Genomic DNA, 15079 nt, shown 5'->3' with positions numbered 1-15079 from the left:
TACCGCGGCTGGAGGTTGGAGGGGCGACGCGTCTTGCAGTGTCTCTCGTGACTTGTGGAGCTTAATAGAGAATCTCTATCGTCCGACGAAAATTGATGCTTGATCGCCTTGGAACGAGGGCACATTCTTCCTCTCTAGAACTAGTCGAAAGAGAGTGGCATGCCAGCCCACGAAGATTGGAATACCGCACGCGCGGCTGAACTCATCGCGGCAGGCCAGACGTTGGAAGGCCCGCTTTTGCCGATCCTCCACTCTTTTGTGGAAACCTTCGGCTATGTCCCCGACCCGGCCGTCCCCATGGTGGCCGAGGCGCTCAATCTTTCCCGCGCCGACGTGCATGGCGTGGTGACGTTTTACCATGATTTCCGCAGGGAACCCGCCGGCGAGCATGTCATCAAGCTTTGCCGTGCCGAAGCCTGCCAATCCGCCGGCTGCGAGGCTCTCGCCGACCATCTCGTCGAAAAGCTCGGCATCGAGTTCGGCGAAACGACGCCGGATGGACGGATTACGCTTGAGCCGGTCTATTGCCTCGGCCTGTGCTCCATCTCCCCCGCCGCGATGATCGACGGTCGCCTGGTGGCGAGGCTCGATGCCAAGCGACTCGACCAAGCCATCGAGACTCTGGCCTTGGAAGAGGTGGTGCGATGACCATGCGCATCTACGTTCCACGCGATGCAGCCGCCGTCGCCTGCGGTGCCGACGAACTCGCCGCCGCCCTCAAGGTCGCCGCGATCGCCCGCAGGCTCGACATCGAAATCATCCGCAACGGCTCGCGCGGCCTTGCCTGGCTCGACCCGCTGGTGGAACTGGTGACCCCGGAAGGCCGCATCGGCTATGGCCCGGCCGAGCCAGAGGATGCCGACAGCCTGATCGCCGCCTTTACTGGCGATGGCGCCCATAAATTGCGGGTGGGCAAGCCCGAGGAACTGCCCTTCCTCAAGCGCCAGACACGCTTGACCTTTGCACGCGTCGGCATCGTCGATCCGCGCGATCTCGACGACTACAAAGCCCATAGTGGCCTCAAGGGCCTGGAAAAGGCGATTGCCATCGGGCCATCAGCCATCGTGGACGAGGTTACCAAATCCGGCCTGCGCGGCCGCGGCGGCGCAGGCTTTCCGACCGGCATCAAATGGAAGACGGTCGCCGATACGGCCGGCCCGCAGAAATATATCGTCTGCAATGCCGACGAGGGCGACAGCGGCACCTTCGCCGACCGCATGCTGATGGAAGGCGATCCCTTCTGCCTGATCGAGGGCATGGCGATTGCCGGCGTCGCCACTGGTGCGACCAAAGGCTATGTCTATATCCGCTCCGAATATCCCCATGCCATCGCGGCGATGAATGCAGCCATCGAGAAGGCCCGTCGCGCCAATGTGCTCGGCAAGGCTATCCTTGGCTCGACCCATGATTTCGACATGGAAACCCGCACCGGCGCCGGCGCCTATGTCTGCGGCGAGGAAACCTCGCTGCTCGAAAGCCTGGAAGGCAAGCGCGGCACCGTGCGCGCCAAGCCGCCGCTGCCGGCCCACAAGGGCTTGTTCGGCAAGCCGACCGTGATCAACAACGTGCTCTCGCTCGCCACCGTGCCGATCATCCTGGCCGAGGGCGCCGAGCACTACCGCGATTTCGGCATGGGCCGTTCGCGTGGCACCATGCCGATCCAGCTCGCCGGCAATCTCAACTATGGCGGCCTGTTCGAGACGGCCTTCGGCATCACGCTGGGTGAACTCGTCGATGATATCGGTGGCGGCTGCTTCACCGGCCGTCCTGTGCGCGCCGTGCAGGTCGGTGGCCCGCTGGGCGCCTATTTCCCGCGCGAGCTCTTCGACACGCCCTTCGACTACGAAGCCTTCGCAGCCAGGGACGGGCTGATCGGCCATGGCGGCATCGTGGTGTTCGACGATACCGTCGACATGCGCCGCCAGGCTCGTTTCGCCATGGAATTCTGCGCCATCGAGAGCTGCGGCAAGTGCACGCCCTGCCGCATCGGCGCGATCCGCGGCAAGGAAACCATCGAGAAGATCATCGCCGGCAAGGACGTGACGCGCAACATCGCCGTGGTCGAGGACCTCTGCCAGACCATGAAGTTCGGCTCGCTCTGCGCGCTCGGCGGCTTCACGCCCTATCCCGTCCTTTCGGCAATCCGCCATTTCCCCGAAGATTTCCACGGCACGCCCCAGCGCATCGCCGCCGAATAATCGCCCAAGGAGACAGTCAATGTCCCTCGTCCACGAAGTCGACTACGGCACGCCGCTCTCCAAGTCGGAGAAGATGGTCACTCTGACCATCGACGGCCAGGAAATCACCGTGCCCGAGGGCACCTCGATCATGCGCGCCGCCATGGAGATGGGCACGCAGATCCCCAAGCTCTGCGCCACCGACATGGTGGACGCCTGGGGCTCCTGCCGCATGTGCCTGGTCGAGATCGAGGGCCGCAACGGCACGCCGGCTTCCTGCACGACACCAGTCGCGCCAGGCATCAAGGTCAAGACCCAGACCTCGCGCCTCGCCGAGATCCGCAAGGGCGTGATGGAGCTCTATATCTCCGACCATCCGCTCGACTGCCTGACCTGCGCCGCCAATGGCGACTGCGAATTGCAGGACATGGCTGGTGCCGTCGGCCTGCGCGAAGTGCGCTACGGCTATGAGGGCGACAACCATCTCGGCCTCGACAAGGATACCTCCAACCCCTATTTCACCTTCGACACTTCCAAATGCATCGTCTGTTCGCGCTGCGTGCGCGCCTGCGAGGAAGTGCAGGGCACTTTCGCGCTGACGATTTCCGGCCGCGGCTTCGAAAGCCGGGTCTCGCCGGGCATGAACGAGGCTTTCCTCGATTCCGAATGCGTCTCGTGCGGCGCCTGCGTGCAGGCCTGCCCGACGGCCACCCTCACCGAAAGCAAGGTGATCGAGATCGGCCAGCCCGAACATTCGGTGGTGACGACTTGCGCCTATTGCGGTGTCGGTTGCGCCTTCAAGGCCGAGATGCGCGGCGAGGAAGTCGTGCGCATGGTGCCCTATAAGGACGGCAAGGCCAATCGCGGCCATAGCTGCATCAAGGGCCGCTTCGCCTGGGGCTATGCGACCCACAAGGAGCGCATCCTCAAGCCGATGATCCGCTCCAAGATCACCGATCCGTGGAAGGAAGTGAGCTGGGAAGAGGCGATCGCCTACACCGCTTCCGAGTTCAAGCGCATCCAGGCCAAGCACGGCAAGGCCTCGATCGGCGGCATCACCTCCTCGCGCTGCACCAATGAAGAGACCTATCTGGTCCAGAAGCTGATCCGCGGCGGCTTCGGCAACAACAATGTCGATACCTGCGCCCGTGTCTGCCATTCGCCGACGGGCTATGGCCTCGGCCAGACCTTCGGCACCTCGGCCGGCACGCAGGACTTCGACTCGGTCGAGGACAGCGACGTCATCATCGTCATCGGCGCCAATCCGACGGACGGCCACCCGGTCTTCGGCTCGCGCATGAAGAAGCGCCTGCGCCAGGGTGCCCGCCTGATCGTCATCGATCCGCGCAAGACCGACATCGTGCGCACGCCCCATGTCGAGGCCGATTATCATCTGCCGCTCAAGCCGGGCACCAATGTTGCGGTGGTGACGGCGCTTGCCCATGTCATCGTCACCGAGGGTCTGGTCGCCGAGGACTATGTGCGTGAGCGCTGCGACCTGGACGAATTCCAGAACTGGGCCAGCTTCGTCGCCGATCCCAGGCATTCGCCGGAAGCGGTGGAAAAATATACCGGCGTGCCGGCCGAACTGGTGCGTGGCGCCGCCCGCCTCTATGCCACCGGCGGCAATGGCGCCATCTATTACGGCCTCGGCGTCACCGAGCACAGCCAGGGTTCGACCACGGTGATGGCGATCGCCAACCTCGCCATGGCCACCGGCAATATCGGCCGCCGCGGCGTCGGCGTGAACCCGCTGCGCGGCCAGAATAACGTGCAGGGCTCTTGCGACATGGGCTCGTTCCCGCATGAACTGCCGGGCTATCGCCATATCGCGGGCGATGAAGTCCGTCACATGTTCGAGGAATTCTGGGGCGTCCATCTCGACAAGGAACCAGGGCTGCGCATTCCCAACATGCTCGACGCCGCCGTCGAGGGCTCCTTCCTCGGCCTCTATGTGCAGGGCGAAGACATCGTTCAGTCCGATCCCGACACCAAGCATGTCACGGCGGGCCTCGCTGCGATGGAATGCGTCGTCGTGCAGGACCTCTTCCTGAACGAAACCGCCAATTATGCCCATGTTTTCCTGCCTGGCTCCTCCTTCCTGGAGAAGGACGGCACCTTCACCAACGCCGAACGCCGCATCCAGCGCGTACGCAAGGTGATGGCGCCCAAGGCCGGCTATGCCGACTGGGAAATCACGCTGTTGATCGCCGAAGCCATGGGCTTCCCCATGCCGTACGAGCATCCCTCGCAGATCATGGACGAGATTGCCCGCCTCACGCCTTCCTTCGCCGGCGTCTCCTATGAGAAGCTGGAGCGGGACGGCTCGGTGCAGTGGCCCTGCAACGACAAGGCGCCCGAGGGCACGCCGATCATGCATATCGACCATTTCGTGCGCGGCAAGGGCCGCTTCATGGTCACCGAATATATCCCGACCGACGAGCGCACCGGCGCACGCTTCCCGTTGCTGCTCACCACCGGCCGCATCCTGTCGCAATACAATGTCGGCGCGCAGACGCGGCGCACCGAAAATTCGATGTGGCACGAGGAGGATGTGCTGGAAATCCATCCGCACGACGCCGAGCAGCGTGGCATCCGAGATCATGACTGGGTGCGCCTGGAAAGCCGCTCCGGCTCGACTTCGCTGCGCGTCACCATCACTGATCGCGTGGCGCCGGGCGTGGTCTACACCACCTTCCACCATCCCTCGACGCAGGCCAACGTCATCACCACCGACTATTCGGACTGGGCGACCAACTGCCCCGAATACAAGGTGACGGCGGTGCAGGTCATGCCTTCCAACGGCCCGTCGCAGTGGCAGGAGGAATATGAGGCGATGGCGAAGAACTCGCGTCGCATCGCGGCGGAGTGAGAACAGTACCCTTCTTCCCTTGCGGGACCTAAGGCACTTCCCATGGAAGTGCCTTAGGTCCCGGCGGGGGGATGAGGGGTCTCGTGACCTATGCGAATCATATTGCTGAAATCAGGGATTGAGAGGTTGATCCACCCCCTCGTCCGGCCTTCGGCCACCCATGGCACTTCCATGGGAAGTGCCAGGTCCCACAGGGGGAGAAGGAGAAAAACACCATGACCGATCCCGTCCGTTCCATCTCCCGCTTTGCCTGGCGTGACGGCGTGTTCACGCCGGGCGAGCGCACGGTTCCCGAGGAGATGGCGATCTCGCTGGTCTATGACGGCGGCTCCCATGCCGTGATGATGGGAAGCCCTGTCGATCTCGAGGACTTTGCCTACGGTTTCTCTCTGACCGAAGGCATCATCGCCTCTCTCGACGACATTACCGAGTTCGAACGCGTCGATTACGAGGAAGGCGTCGAATTGCGTATGTGGCTGAGGGGCGATCGCGGCTCAGCGCTTGCCGCCCGCAGGCGCATACTGGCCGGGCCCACGGGCTGCGGCCTGTGCGGCATCGACAGCCTGACCGAGGCAGTGCGCAAGCCGCGACCGGTCACCGGTGAGCTCAAGCTGTCACCGGCCGATATCGAAACCGCCCTCGCTTCGCTCACGTCCGCCCAGGTACTGAACCACAAGACCCGTGCCGTGCATGCCGCTGCCTTCTGGACCAAGGCGGATGGCCTCATCGCCCTGCGCGAGGATGTCGGCCGGCACAATGCGCTCGACAAGCTGGCCGGCGCCCTGGCCAGGCGTTCGATCGCTCCCGCTTCCCAGAGCCTTCCGGGCATCGTCGTCCTCACCAGCCGGATCTCGGTGGAGATGGTGCAGAAATCGGCCGCGATGGGTGCATCCATCGTGGTGGCGGTCTCCGCCCCCACGGCGCTGGCCATCCGCACCGCCGAGGAAGCGGGTATCACGCTGATCGGCATCGCCCGCTCCGACGGCTTCGAGATCTTCACCCATCCCCATCGCATCGTTTCGGAGAAACTCGCCCATGTCGCATGATGAAGCCGCGCATGATGGCCATGCACATGACCCGTCTGCCAAACTGGTGAGGATGGCCAACCAGATCGGCATGTTCTTCGCGTCCCAGCGCGAGGAGGTGCGAGTCCCCGGTATTGCCGAGCATATCCGCAAATTCTGGGAGCCGCGCATGCGCAACCAGATCTTCGCCCACCTGGACGCAGGCGGCGAAGGCATCGATCCGCTGGTCAGGAAGGCTCTGGAGACATTGCGCGAGAAGGCGTGAACTCTCTGGCATCCCAGGAGACTTCCATGTCCGGCACCCTCTTCGACTGGGACAAGATCGAACCACGTACAGTCATTCCCGGCTTCCACGGTCGTTTCATGCATTCGGCTTCGATGACTTTCGTACTCTGGCAGATCGACGCGGGAGCCACGCTGCCCTTGCATTCACACCCGCATGAGCAGGTGGTGCATCAGTTCGAAGGCGAATTGGAAGTCACGGTCGACGGCCAGAGCACGGTGCTGAAGCCGGGCATGGTCGCGGTGGTGCCGCCCCATGCGCCGCATTCCGGCCGGGCGTTGACGGCCTGCCGGACCATGGACGTCTTCCATCCCCTGCGCGAAGACTATCGCACAGGCGCCCCGAGCGTGCTGCAGCAGGCGATGCCGGAATAAGCGGGCGCTTTGCCGCCGCTCAACCGCATCCATCGTCGTTTTGGCCGGGTTCCTGCTCTGAGCGCCCGGGAAACGGCGAAAAATCGCCTTTCATCTTGCTCTACCCCTTCCATCTTGATATGGAACCGCCCATGTGACGCTCAGCTGTCATCTTCGATGAGACAAGCGTCCGAAAAATAGACCAGAAAGACGTTTCCGCAGTGCGGGCCTTGCGCCGGCCGGGCGTGTTTTTCCTAAAACACCCCGCCTGTGGCTGCTCCAGCAGCCCTGCCGCCTTCCGGAAACGATGATCAACACCAACCGCCGGCGCCAGGAAAACATATGTCCGTACAGACAAACGTGCTGCGTGAAGATTTCGCTGCGATGCTCGACGAGACGTTCGGCACCAGCGACATGGCCGAAGGTTCGGTCGTCAAGGGTACTGTCGTCGCCATCGAGAAGGACCTTGCGGTCATCGATATCGGCCTCAAGACCGAAGGCCGCGTAGCTCTGAAGGAATTCAACGGCCCGGGTCGCGACAGCGCGATCAAGGTCGGCGATATCGTCGAGGTCTATCTCGAGCGTATCGAAAATGCCCTGGGCGAAGCCGTCATCTCGCGCGACAAGGCTCGCCGCGAGGAGAGCTGGGTCAAGCTCGAGAAGTCGTTCGAAGCCAATGAAAAGGTCGACGGCGTCATCTTCAACCAGGTCAAGGGCGGCTTCACCGTCGACCTCGACGGCGCCGTGGCCTTCCTGCCGCGCAGCCAGGTCGACATCCGTCCGATCCGCGACGTCACCCCGCTGATGAACGTTCCGCAGCCCTTCCAGATCCTCAAGATGGATCGCCGCCGCGGCAACATCGTCGTCTCCCGCCGCACGGTCCTCGAAGAGAGCCGCGCCGAGCAGCGTCACGAGATCGTCCAGAACCTCGAAGAGGGCCAGGTGGTCGACGGCGTGGTCAAGAACATCACCGATTACGGTGCGTTCGTTGATCTCGGCGGCATCGACGGCCTCCTGCATGTCACCGACATCGCATGGCGCCGCGTGAACCATCCGACGGAGCTTCTGACCATCGGCCAGCAGGTCAAGGTCAAGATCATCAAGATCAACCACGAGACGCACCGCATCTCGCTGGGCATGAAGCAGCTCCAGGCCGATCCGTGGCTGGGCATCGACGCCAAGTACCCGCTGCAGGCCAAGTTCACCGGCCGCGTCACCAACATCACGGACTACGGCGCGTTCGTGGAACTGGAGCCGGGCATCGAAGGCCTGATCCACGTCTCCGAAATGTCGTGGACCAAGAAGAACGTCCACCCCGGCAAGATCGTCTCCACCTCGCAGGAAGTGGAAGTGCAGATCCTCGAGGTCGACCCGATCAAGCGCCGCATCTCGCTCGGCCTCAAGCAGACCCTTTCCAACCCCTGGGAAGATTTTGCCGACAAGCATCCGAACGGCAGCGTCGTGGAAGGCGAAGTCAAGAACAAGACCGAGTTCGGCCTGTTCATTGGCCTCGACGGCGATGTGGACGGCATGGTCCATCTCTCCGACCTCGACTGGAACCGTCCGGGCGAGCAGGTCATCGACGACTTCCGCAAGGGCGACATGGTCAAGGCCGTGGTGCTCGACGTGGACGTCGAGAAGGAGCGCATCTCGCTGGGCATCAAGCAGCTCGCCGGTGACCCCTTCGTCGATGCCGGCGAACTGAAGAAGAACCAGGTCGTCACCTGCGAAGTCACCGACGTCAAGGAAGGTGGCATCGACGTCAAGATCACCGGCACCGATCTCACGGCCTTCATCCGCCGTGGCGATCTGGCCCGCGATCGCGCCGATCAGCGCCCCGAGCGCTTCGCTGCCGGCGAAAAGGTTGACGCCCGCGTCATCCAGTTCGACCGCAAGGCCCGCAAGGTCCAGGTTTCGATCAAGGCCCTCGAAATGGCCGAAGAGAAGGAAGCCATCGCGACCTACGGTTCGTCCGATGCCGGCGCTTCGCTCGGCGACATTCTCGGCGCCGCGCTGCGCGCACGCACCGAGAAGAAGTAAGGTCGGGAACGCCGGCCTCTCAGCCGGCTCTCGGAGCCACCACGATTGCAGAAAGGGCGCGACCTACAGGGTTCGCGCCCTTTCTTTTTGGTCCTCTCGCCAACGTCGTGTGGCCCATGCTGGTCTTCAGACCGGCATGGAAGCACCGTCTGCAAAGAACAGATTGCATGGCTGACCTTACACCACTCGGCCAAAAGCTGCTCAGCCCGCAAAGTTGGTGCTAACGATACACAGGCAAGATTTCGCGTCAGAGCCTCTCAGTTTAATAATCTTTCCAAAACGGGCGCTTGAATGGGCGCCCTTCCATGTTTGGTGAATTTTTCCGCTTTCGAGCGCACGAGCATCTTGCATTGCCGCAGCGTTTGGTTGATCGGTTGTCGCTTGCAAGCCCCGAATGGCCGCCACCCTGGCGGAAAATTCGCGAGCAAGGGGGAAACAACCACATGCGTATCAATCGTTTGACACTCGTAGCCGGCGTGGCACTTGCCCTCCTCGGCAGCGCCGCCTTTGCTGCCGACAAGAAGACCGTGGCCGTAACCTCGATCGTCGAGCATCCGGCTCTCAATGCCGCCCGCGACGGTGTCAAGAAGGCCCTGGAGGATGCCGGCTACAAGGATGGCGATACCCTCTCCTTCCAGTTCGAGACGGCTCAGGGCAGCCCCGCCACCGCAGCGCAGATCGCCCAGAAATATGTCGGCGAGAAAGCCGATGTGATCGTCGGTATCGCCACGCCATCGGCCCAGGCTGCCCTCGCTGCCACCAAGGACATTCCGATCGTGTTCACCGCCGTGACCGATCCTGTCGCGGCCCAGCTCGTCAAGGACCCCGCCAAGCCCGAAGGCAACGTCACCGGCGTGACCGACGCAACCCCGATGCCCGACCAGGTCAAGCTGATCCAGGCGATTGCGCCCAACGCCAAGAAGATCGGCTTCATCTTCAATCCCGGCGAGGCCAATTCGGTCGTCCAGCTCGAGGCCATGAAGAAGGCGACCGCGGCCCTTGGCCTGGAGACGATCGAGGCACCGGCCACCAAGTCGGCCGATGTCGGAGCTGCGGCCCAGAGCCTGATCGGCAAGGCCGACGCCATCTTCGTGCCGACCGACAATCTGGTGGTCTCGGCCCTGGAAGCGGTGATCACGGTGGGAACCGAAAACAAGATCCCCGTCTTCTCCGGTGACACCAATGGCGTCGAGCGCGGCGCGGTCGCTTCCATCGGCGTCGACTATTTCAAGTCCGGCGTATTGGCCGGCGAGATGGTCGTCCGCATCCTCAAGGGTGAGAAGCCCAGCGCCATTCCCGTGGCCGTCCCCTCCGCCACCGACCTCTTCCTCAACCAGAAGACCGCCGGCCCGATGGGCGTGACGCTGCCAGCCGATCTGGTCGCCAAGGCCAAGACGGTCGTGAAATGAGCCTCTCCAAGTAATCCGGATCATCATAACCGGGCAGGCGGCCGCGCGTTGCGCGGCCGCCCTCATAAGATCAACCCATTCCGAGCAAGCCGCGCCATGATCCCCCTCCGTTCTCTCGGCCTTGCCGCCGTTCTTCTCGCCAGCTTCGCCCAGGTCGCGACCGTCACGGGCGCCGCTGCTGCCGACAAACCGGTGGTCGCGATCACCGCCATCGTCGAACATCCCTCGCTCAACGCCATCCGCGAGGGCGTGAAGGCCGGCCTCAAGGACAAGGGCTATGCGGAGGGCGAGGCCATCACCATCCTCTATGAATCGGCGCAGGGCAGCCCGGCCACAGCGGCCCAGATTGCCCAGAAATTCGTCGGCGAAAACCCGGCCGTGATCGTGCCGATCACCACCCCCTCCTCCCAGGCCGTCGCCGCGGCAACCAAGGACATCCCCATCGTCTTCGCCGCCGTGACCGATCCGCTCGGCGCGCAATTGGTGAAGACCCTCGACAAACCCGGCGGCAATATCACCGGCGTCAGCGACTTTCCGCCCGCGGCCGGCCAGCTCGACCTGATCAAGGAGGTCCTGCCCAAAGCCAAGGTGGTGGGCGTCGTCTATAATTCCGGCGAGGTCAACAGCCTGTCGGTGATCGAGGCGCTACGCAAGCTGGCAGGTGAACGCGGGCTGGAAATCCTGCCTTCTCCCGCAACCAAATCCTCCGATGTGGGCGCAGCCGCGCAAAGTCTGGTGGGCAAGGCCGATGCGATCTACATCCCCAACGACAATCTGGTGGTCTCGGCCCTGGAATCGGTGCTGCAGGTCGGCTTCGACAGCCGCCTGCCGGTGTTCGCCAGCGATCCCGACAGCGTCGGGCGTGGCGCGGTCGCCGCTCTCGGCCTCGATCAGTTCGAGATTGGCCGTCAGGCCGGCCATGTCGCGGCCCGCGTGCTGAAGGGCGAGAAGCCCGGCGACATCCCGGTCGAGAATTCCAAAGGCGTCAGCCTGGTCGTCAACGCCAAGGCCGCCGAAAAGATGGGCGCTCCCTTGCCGCAGGCCGTATTGGCGCGTGCCAAGGACGTTGCAAAGTAATAACAAGCCTTGGAGAACGCCGGGGCATGCCAGCGCCGGCGTCTTCTCCTGTTCCTGTTGGGATTGATGCATGAGCCTATTCGCTTTTGTCGGTTCGATTGAAATCGGCCTGATCTATGCGCTGATCGCGCTGGGCGTGTTTTTATCGTTCCGGGTGCTCGATTTTCCCGACTTGACAGTCGATGGTTCCTATCCGCTCGGTGCCGCGACGGCCGCCGCCGCCATCGTTGCGGGCTTCGATCCCTTCAGCGCAACGGCTCTGGCCATCTTTGCCGGAGCTCTGGCCGGGATGATGACGGCCTGGCTCAACATCCGCTTCCGCATCCTGCAATTGCTCGCCAGCATCCTGACCATGACGGCGCTCTACTCGATCAATCTGCGCATCATGGGCAGGCCCAACGTCCCTCTGCTCAACCAGGAAACGCTGGTGACCTGGACACGCGACCATCTGATGGCGATCTTCGGCTGGGCTCCGCCTTCCTATCAGCTGAAAGTCTGGATGCTCGGCGTGATCGTGCTGATCGTCTGGGCGCTGCTCAGCTGGTTTCTCAATTCCGAATTCGGCCTCGCCATGCGGGCGACCGGCGCCAATCCGCGCATGGCGCGGGCGCAAGGCGTCTCCACCCAGCTGCATAATTATGTCGGCATGGCGATCTCGAACGCCCTGGTCGCCCTCGCCGGCGCCCTGTTCGCCCAGACCAGCGGCTTTGCCGACATCACGCTCGGCACGGGCACCATCGTCGGCGGCCTTGCCTCGGTCATTCTCGGGGAGACGTTGTTTCGCACCCGCTCCATCGCCTGGTTGCTGGGCGCCTGCGTTGTCGGCGCCATCCTCTACCGCCTCGCCATCGCGCTCGCGCTCAATTCCGAGTGGTCGCGCACCATCGGGCTCAATTCCAGCGACCAGAACCTGGTGACCTCGGTTCTGGTTGGCCTGGCACTGATCCTGCCGAGCCAGTTCCCCCGCCTGCGTGCGATCTTTGCGCCCGCGCCCAAGTCAGCGTCCAAGTAAGGAGGCGGCGATGATCGAGATCAAGGACATCCACGTCACCTTCGGCCGCGGTACGCCGCTTGAGAACCGCGCCTTGCGCGGGCTCTCGCTGACGATTCCGACCGGCCAGTTCCTCACCGTGATCGGTTCGAACGGCGCCGGCAAATCCACCCTCCTGAATGTCCTGAGCGGTGATGCCCCGGCCGAACGCGGCCGCATCGTTATCGAGGACGTCGATGTGCTGCGCTGGCCGACGCCACGCCGCGCCGGGCTGATCGCCCGCGTATTCCAGGATCCGATGGCCGGCACCTGCGAGAGGCTGTCGATCGAGGAGAACATGGCGCTCGCCTTCGCGCGCGGGCACTCGCGCGGCTTCGGCGCTTCGCTCAACGGCTCCAGGCGCGCGCTGTTTCGCGACAAGCTTTCCATTCTCGGCCTCGGACTGGAAAACCGCCTGGGCGACTCGATGGGGCTGCTTTCAGGCGGCCAGCGCCAGGCCGTCAGCCTCTTGATGGCGACGCTGACGGGTATGAAGATCCTGCTGCTCGACGAGCATACCGCGGCGCTCGACCCGCGCACCGCCGACTTCGTGCTGGAACTCACCCGCAAGATCGTCGAGGAACAGCAGCTCACCGCCCTGATGGTGACCCATTCGATGCGGCATGCCCTCGACTACGGCACCCGCACGGTGATGCTGCATGAGGGACAGGTCGCCTTCGATCTCGACGCCGAGCATCGCCGCGGCCTCGACGTGCCCGATCTCCTCAAGCTGTTCAGCAAGGTGCGCGGCGAGCAGCTCGACGACGACAGCCTGCTGTTGGGTTAATGCCCCCGGGGAGCGCGGACGTCTCAGCGACATGCCTGCATGTCGCGATGTCCGCTTCCTGAAAGCACTGAACAGAGGAAGAGCGGAGGGGACGTCCGCGATTCCAGGAAGACACGTCTTCAATGTGTCATACCAAGCCTCGAATATATTGATGCATACGAGACTTGCCCCCTCCCCGCGATTTCCGACACCAAATCAAAGATTTGGCAAAAATCGCGGGATGGACCCATGAGTCATTTTCAATGCCTCTTGGTATCAGTATCTTCCAGGCTTGGTTTCAAACCGAAAATACCAGAACAGGGCGATTTCTTCGGTACCGGGATGCAGAGCCTCGTAGAAATGGCGATCATAGCCGCCGAGCTCGAAACCATAGCTCTCATAGAAGCGACAGGCGCCGACATTGTTGGATTGCGTCTCCAGGCGTATGCCGGGCAGGCCCTGGCGTAAACCCCAGGCCACCGCGGCATCCATCAATTGCCGGGCCAAGCCGCTGCCTCGATGGTTCGCATCAACCGCAATGTCGTCGACAAAGGCAAAGTCATTCCAGCCATGCGAAACCGCAGCATAGCCGACGGGCAGGCCAACCTGCGTCTCGACCACGAACAAAGTGCTGTCCTCGCCGTCGATATAGCTGCCGACCTCTTGCCCATCGAAGCCATAGTTCTTGCGATAGGCCGGTTCGACCTGCGCGACCCGCCCCAACCGAGGCCCGTCGAATGGGCCGACGGCTATCTGCGTGATGAGGAAGGAGAAGTCGCAGGCGGCAAGCAATGCCATATCCTCGGCTTTGGCGATCCTGACCGCCTTGCATGGCCCTGTTCCATTCCGTGTCCAGGGCGCGTCCACGCCGTATTTGTCTGACGTCATGAACCCTCATCCGTCCGGTGGGCAGCGCGATTGCCGATCCTGAGGCGACCGAGAAAATCGGTTGGCCGCTCCTTCTAGATGGGTGTTGCAAGGGCATGAAGGAAGCCCCGTCATGGCACTAAAACGAGCTTGCCCACGCTCCGGCGCGATTGCAGGCTCTCATGTGCCTCGGCGGCCCGTTCCAAAGGAAAACGGCCTCCGATTGTTACCTTGAGCGAGCCTGCCATTGCTTGCGCGAAAAGATCACCGAGATCGGCGTGCAACGTGTCCGATGTCAGCAAGGGCAGCAAGGCGAAGCCTTTCACGGACTGGTTGCGCCCCAGCAGGGCTTCGACCTCGGGCTTGCCGAGCTCGAATCGCCCCATGGCCGCACAGACGAGCTCTCCAGCCGGAGCGAGCCCTTCCAGACAGGCCCCGGTGCCTGGCCCGCCGACGAGGTCATAGGCGATATCGACACCCAGCCCGCCGGTCGCCGCCAGCACCTGCCCGGTCCAGCCGGCGCTGCGATAGTCGACGCCGAGATCCGCCCCGAGGGATCGTGCAAGATCGAGCTTCTCCGCCGACCCGGCAGCGGCGATTATCTGGCGGGCACCGGCGCTATGCGCGAGCTGGATCAGCAGCGATCCTACCCCGCCCGCGGCGGCGTTGATCAGGATCGACTTAGCCTGCGGCGGGGCCCGGCGAAGGAGGTGCAGGGCGGTCAGCCCCTGCACCATCAGAGCGGCCGCCACCTCGAAGGACAGGCCGTCCGGGAGCGGCACCAGCGAGGCGGCTTCGGCAATGACATAATCGGCATAGCCACCGGCACGGCCCATGGCGAAGAGGGGCACGGCCACTCGCGTACCAATCGCCGGCATGGTGACGCCGGGCCCGAGCGCCTCGACGATACCGGCGACTTCGACACCCAGCACCATCGGCAGTTCGAGCTTCACCGCGTAGCGATCCTGCCGTATCAGCACCTCGAAATAGTTCACCCCGGCGGCCTGCATGCGGATCAGCGCCTCCCCCTCGGCGGGAACGGGGACGGGCAGGTCAATGGGCTTGAGGACGTCGGGAGCGCCGAAGCGGCTCAAACGAATGGCTTTCATGGTTCACCGGGGGGTTGGTCTCGAATGACCCCGGTTCTGTGGTATTTACCGTTTTGTCTCTACACACTCTT

13 protein-coding genes are annotated in these 15079 nt (G+C 63.3%); 11 read left to right on the top strand and 2 right to left on the bottom strand.

All coding sequences use genetic code 11. The features are described from left to right. Positions 1–159: 159 nt before the first annotated feature. The 11 genes from ACZYTC_RS21975 (at position 160) to ACZYTC_RS21925 (ending at position 13053) form a co-directional block, all read left to right on the top strand. Positions 160–648, top strand: coding sequence for a formate dehydrogenase subunit gamma (locus ACZYTC_RS21975; RefSeq protein WP_454816348.1), 489 nt, complete (start codon positions 160–162; stop codon positions 646–648). Then, positions 645–2198, top strand: a complete 1554-nt coding sequence (locus ACZYTC_RS21970) for a formate dehydrogenase beta subunit (RefSeq protein ID WP_488990524.1) — start codon at positions 645–647, stop codon at positions 2196–2198. Before ACZYTC_RS21975 ends, ACZYTC_RS21970 begins: the two co-directional genes overlap by 4 nt. Positions 2199–2217: 19 nt before the next feature. Beyond that, positions 2218–5049, top strand: coding sequence for a formate dehydrogenase subunit alpha (gene fdhF, locus ACZYTC_RS21965; protein ID WP_488990523.1), 2832 nt, complete (start codon positions 2218–2220; stop codon positions 5047–5049). 215 nt (positions 5050–5264) lie between these two features. After that, positions 5265–6095 (top strand): formate dehydrogenase accessory sulfurtransferase FdhD, encoded by an 831-nt coding sequence (gene fdhD / locus ACZYTC_RS21960; RefSeq protein ID WP_488990522.1) that lies wholly within the window; start codon positions 5265–5267, stop codon positions 6093–6095. After that, positions 6085–6339 carry a formate dehydrogenase subunit delta gene (locus tag ACZYTC_RS21955; RefSeq protein ID WP_434958400.1) on the top strand — a complete coding sequence of 85 codons (255 nt, stop codon included), beginning with the start codon at positions 6085–6087 and terminating at the stop codon, positions 6337–6339. The genes fdhD and ACZYTC_RS21955 overlap by 11 nt, the downstream gene beginning before the upstream one ends. Before the next feature lie 26 nt (positions 6340–6365). Continuing rightward, positions 6366–6731: a cupin domain-containing protein gene (locus ACZYTC_RS21950; RefSeq protein WP_434958401.1), complete on the top strand. Its 366-nt coding sequence runs from the start codon at positions 6366–6368 to the stop codon at positions 6729–6731. A 321-nt stretch (positions 6732–7052) separates the two neighbouring features. Then, a complete protein-coding gene (gene rpsA / locus ACZYTC_RS21945) occupies positions 7053–8750 on the top strand; it encodes a 30S ribosomal protein S1 (protein WP_434958402.1) in 1698 nt (565 codons plus the stop codon). A gap of 443 nt (positions 8751–9193) precedes the next feature. Then, a complete protein-coding gene (locus ACZYTC_RS21940) occupies positions 9194–10159 on the top strand; it encodes an ABC transporter substrate-binding protein (protein WP_434958403.1) in 966 nt (321 codons plus the stop codon). Positions 10160–10255: 96 nt separating this feature from the next. After that, positions 10256–11236 carry an ABC transporter substrate-binding protein gene (locus tag ACZYTC_RS21935; protein ID WP_481273104.1) on the top strand — a complete coding sequence of 327 codons (981 nt, stop codon included), beginning with the start codon at positions 10256–10258 and terminating at the stop codon, positions 11234–11236. 70 nt (positions 11237–11306) lie between these two features. Continuing rightward, the gene (locus ACZYTC_RS21930) at positions 11307–12248 is read left to right on the top strand and encodes an ABC transporter permease (RefSeq protein ID WP_488990521.1); all 942 of its coding nucleotides are present in this window, start codon (positions 11307–11309) and stop codon (positions 12246–12248) included. 10 nt (positions 12249–12258) lie between these two features. Continuing rightward, complete coding sequence (locus ACZYTC_RS21925) at positions 12259–13053, top strand: ABC transporter ATP-binding protein (RefSeq protein ID WP_434958406.1); 795 nt, start codon at positions 12259–12261, stop codon at positions 13051–13053. Between the two features lie 255 nt (positions 13054–13308). Here ACZYTC_RS21925 and ACZYTC_RS21920 read toward each other — a convergent pair whose 3' ends face one another. Further along, entirely contained in the window at positions 13309–13830 is a 522-nt protein-coding gene (locus ACZYTC_RS21920) for a GNAT family N-acetyltransferase (RefSeq protein WP_481274378.1), read from the bottom strand. 200 nt (positions 13831–14030) lie between these two features. Then, positions 14031–15008, bottom strand: a complete 978-nt coding sequence (locus ACZYTC_RS21915; protein ID WP_488990520.1) for a quinone oxidoreductase family protein — start codon at positions 15006–15008, stop codon at positions 14031–14033. Positions 15009–15079: the final 71 nt, after the last annotated feature.

It is taken from the genome of Labrys sp. F242 (assembly GCF_057813875.1).
The sequence above is the reverse complement of the archived record's forward strand: the minus strand, read 5'-3'. Positions and strand labels throughout refer to the sequence as shown.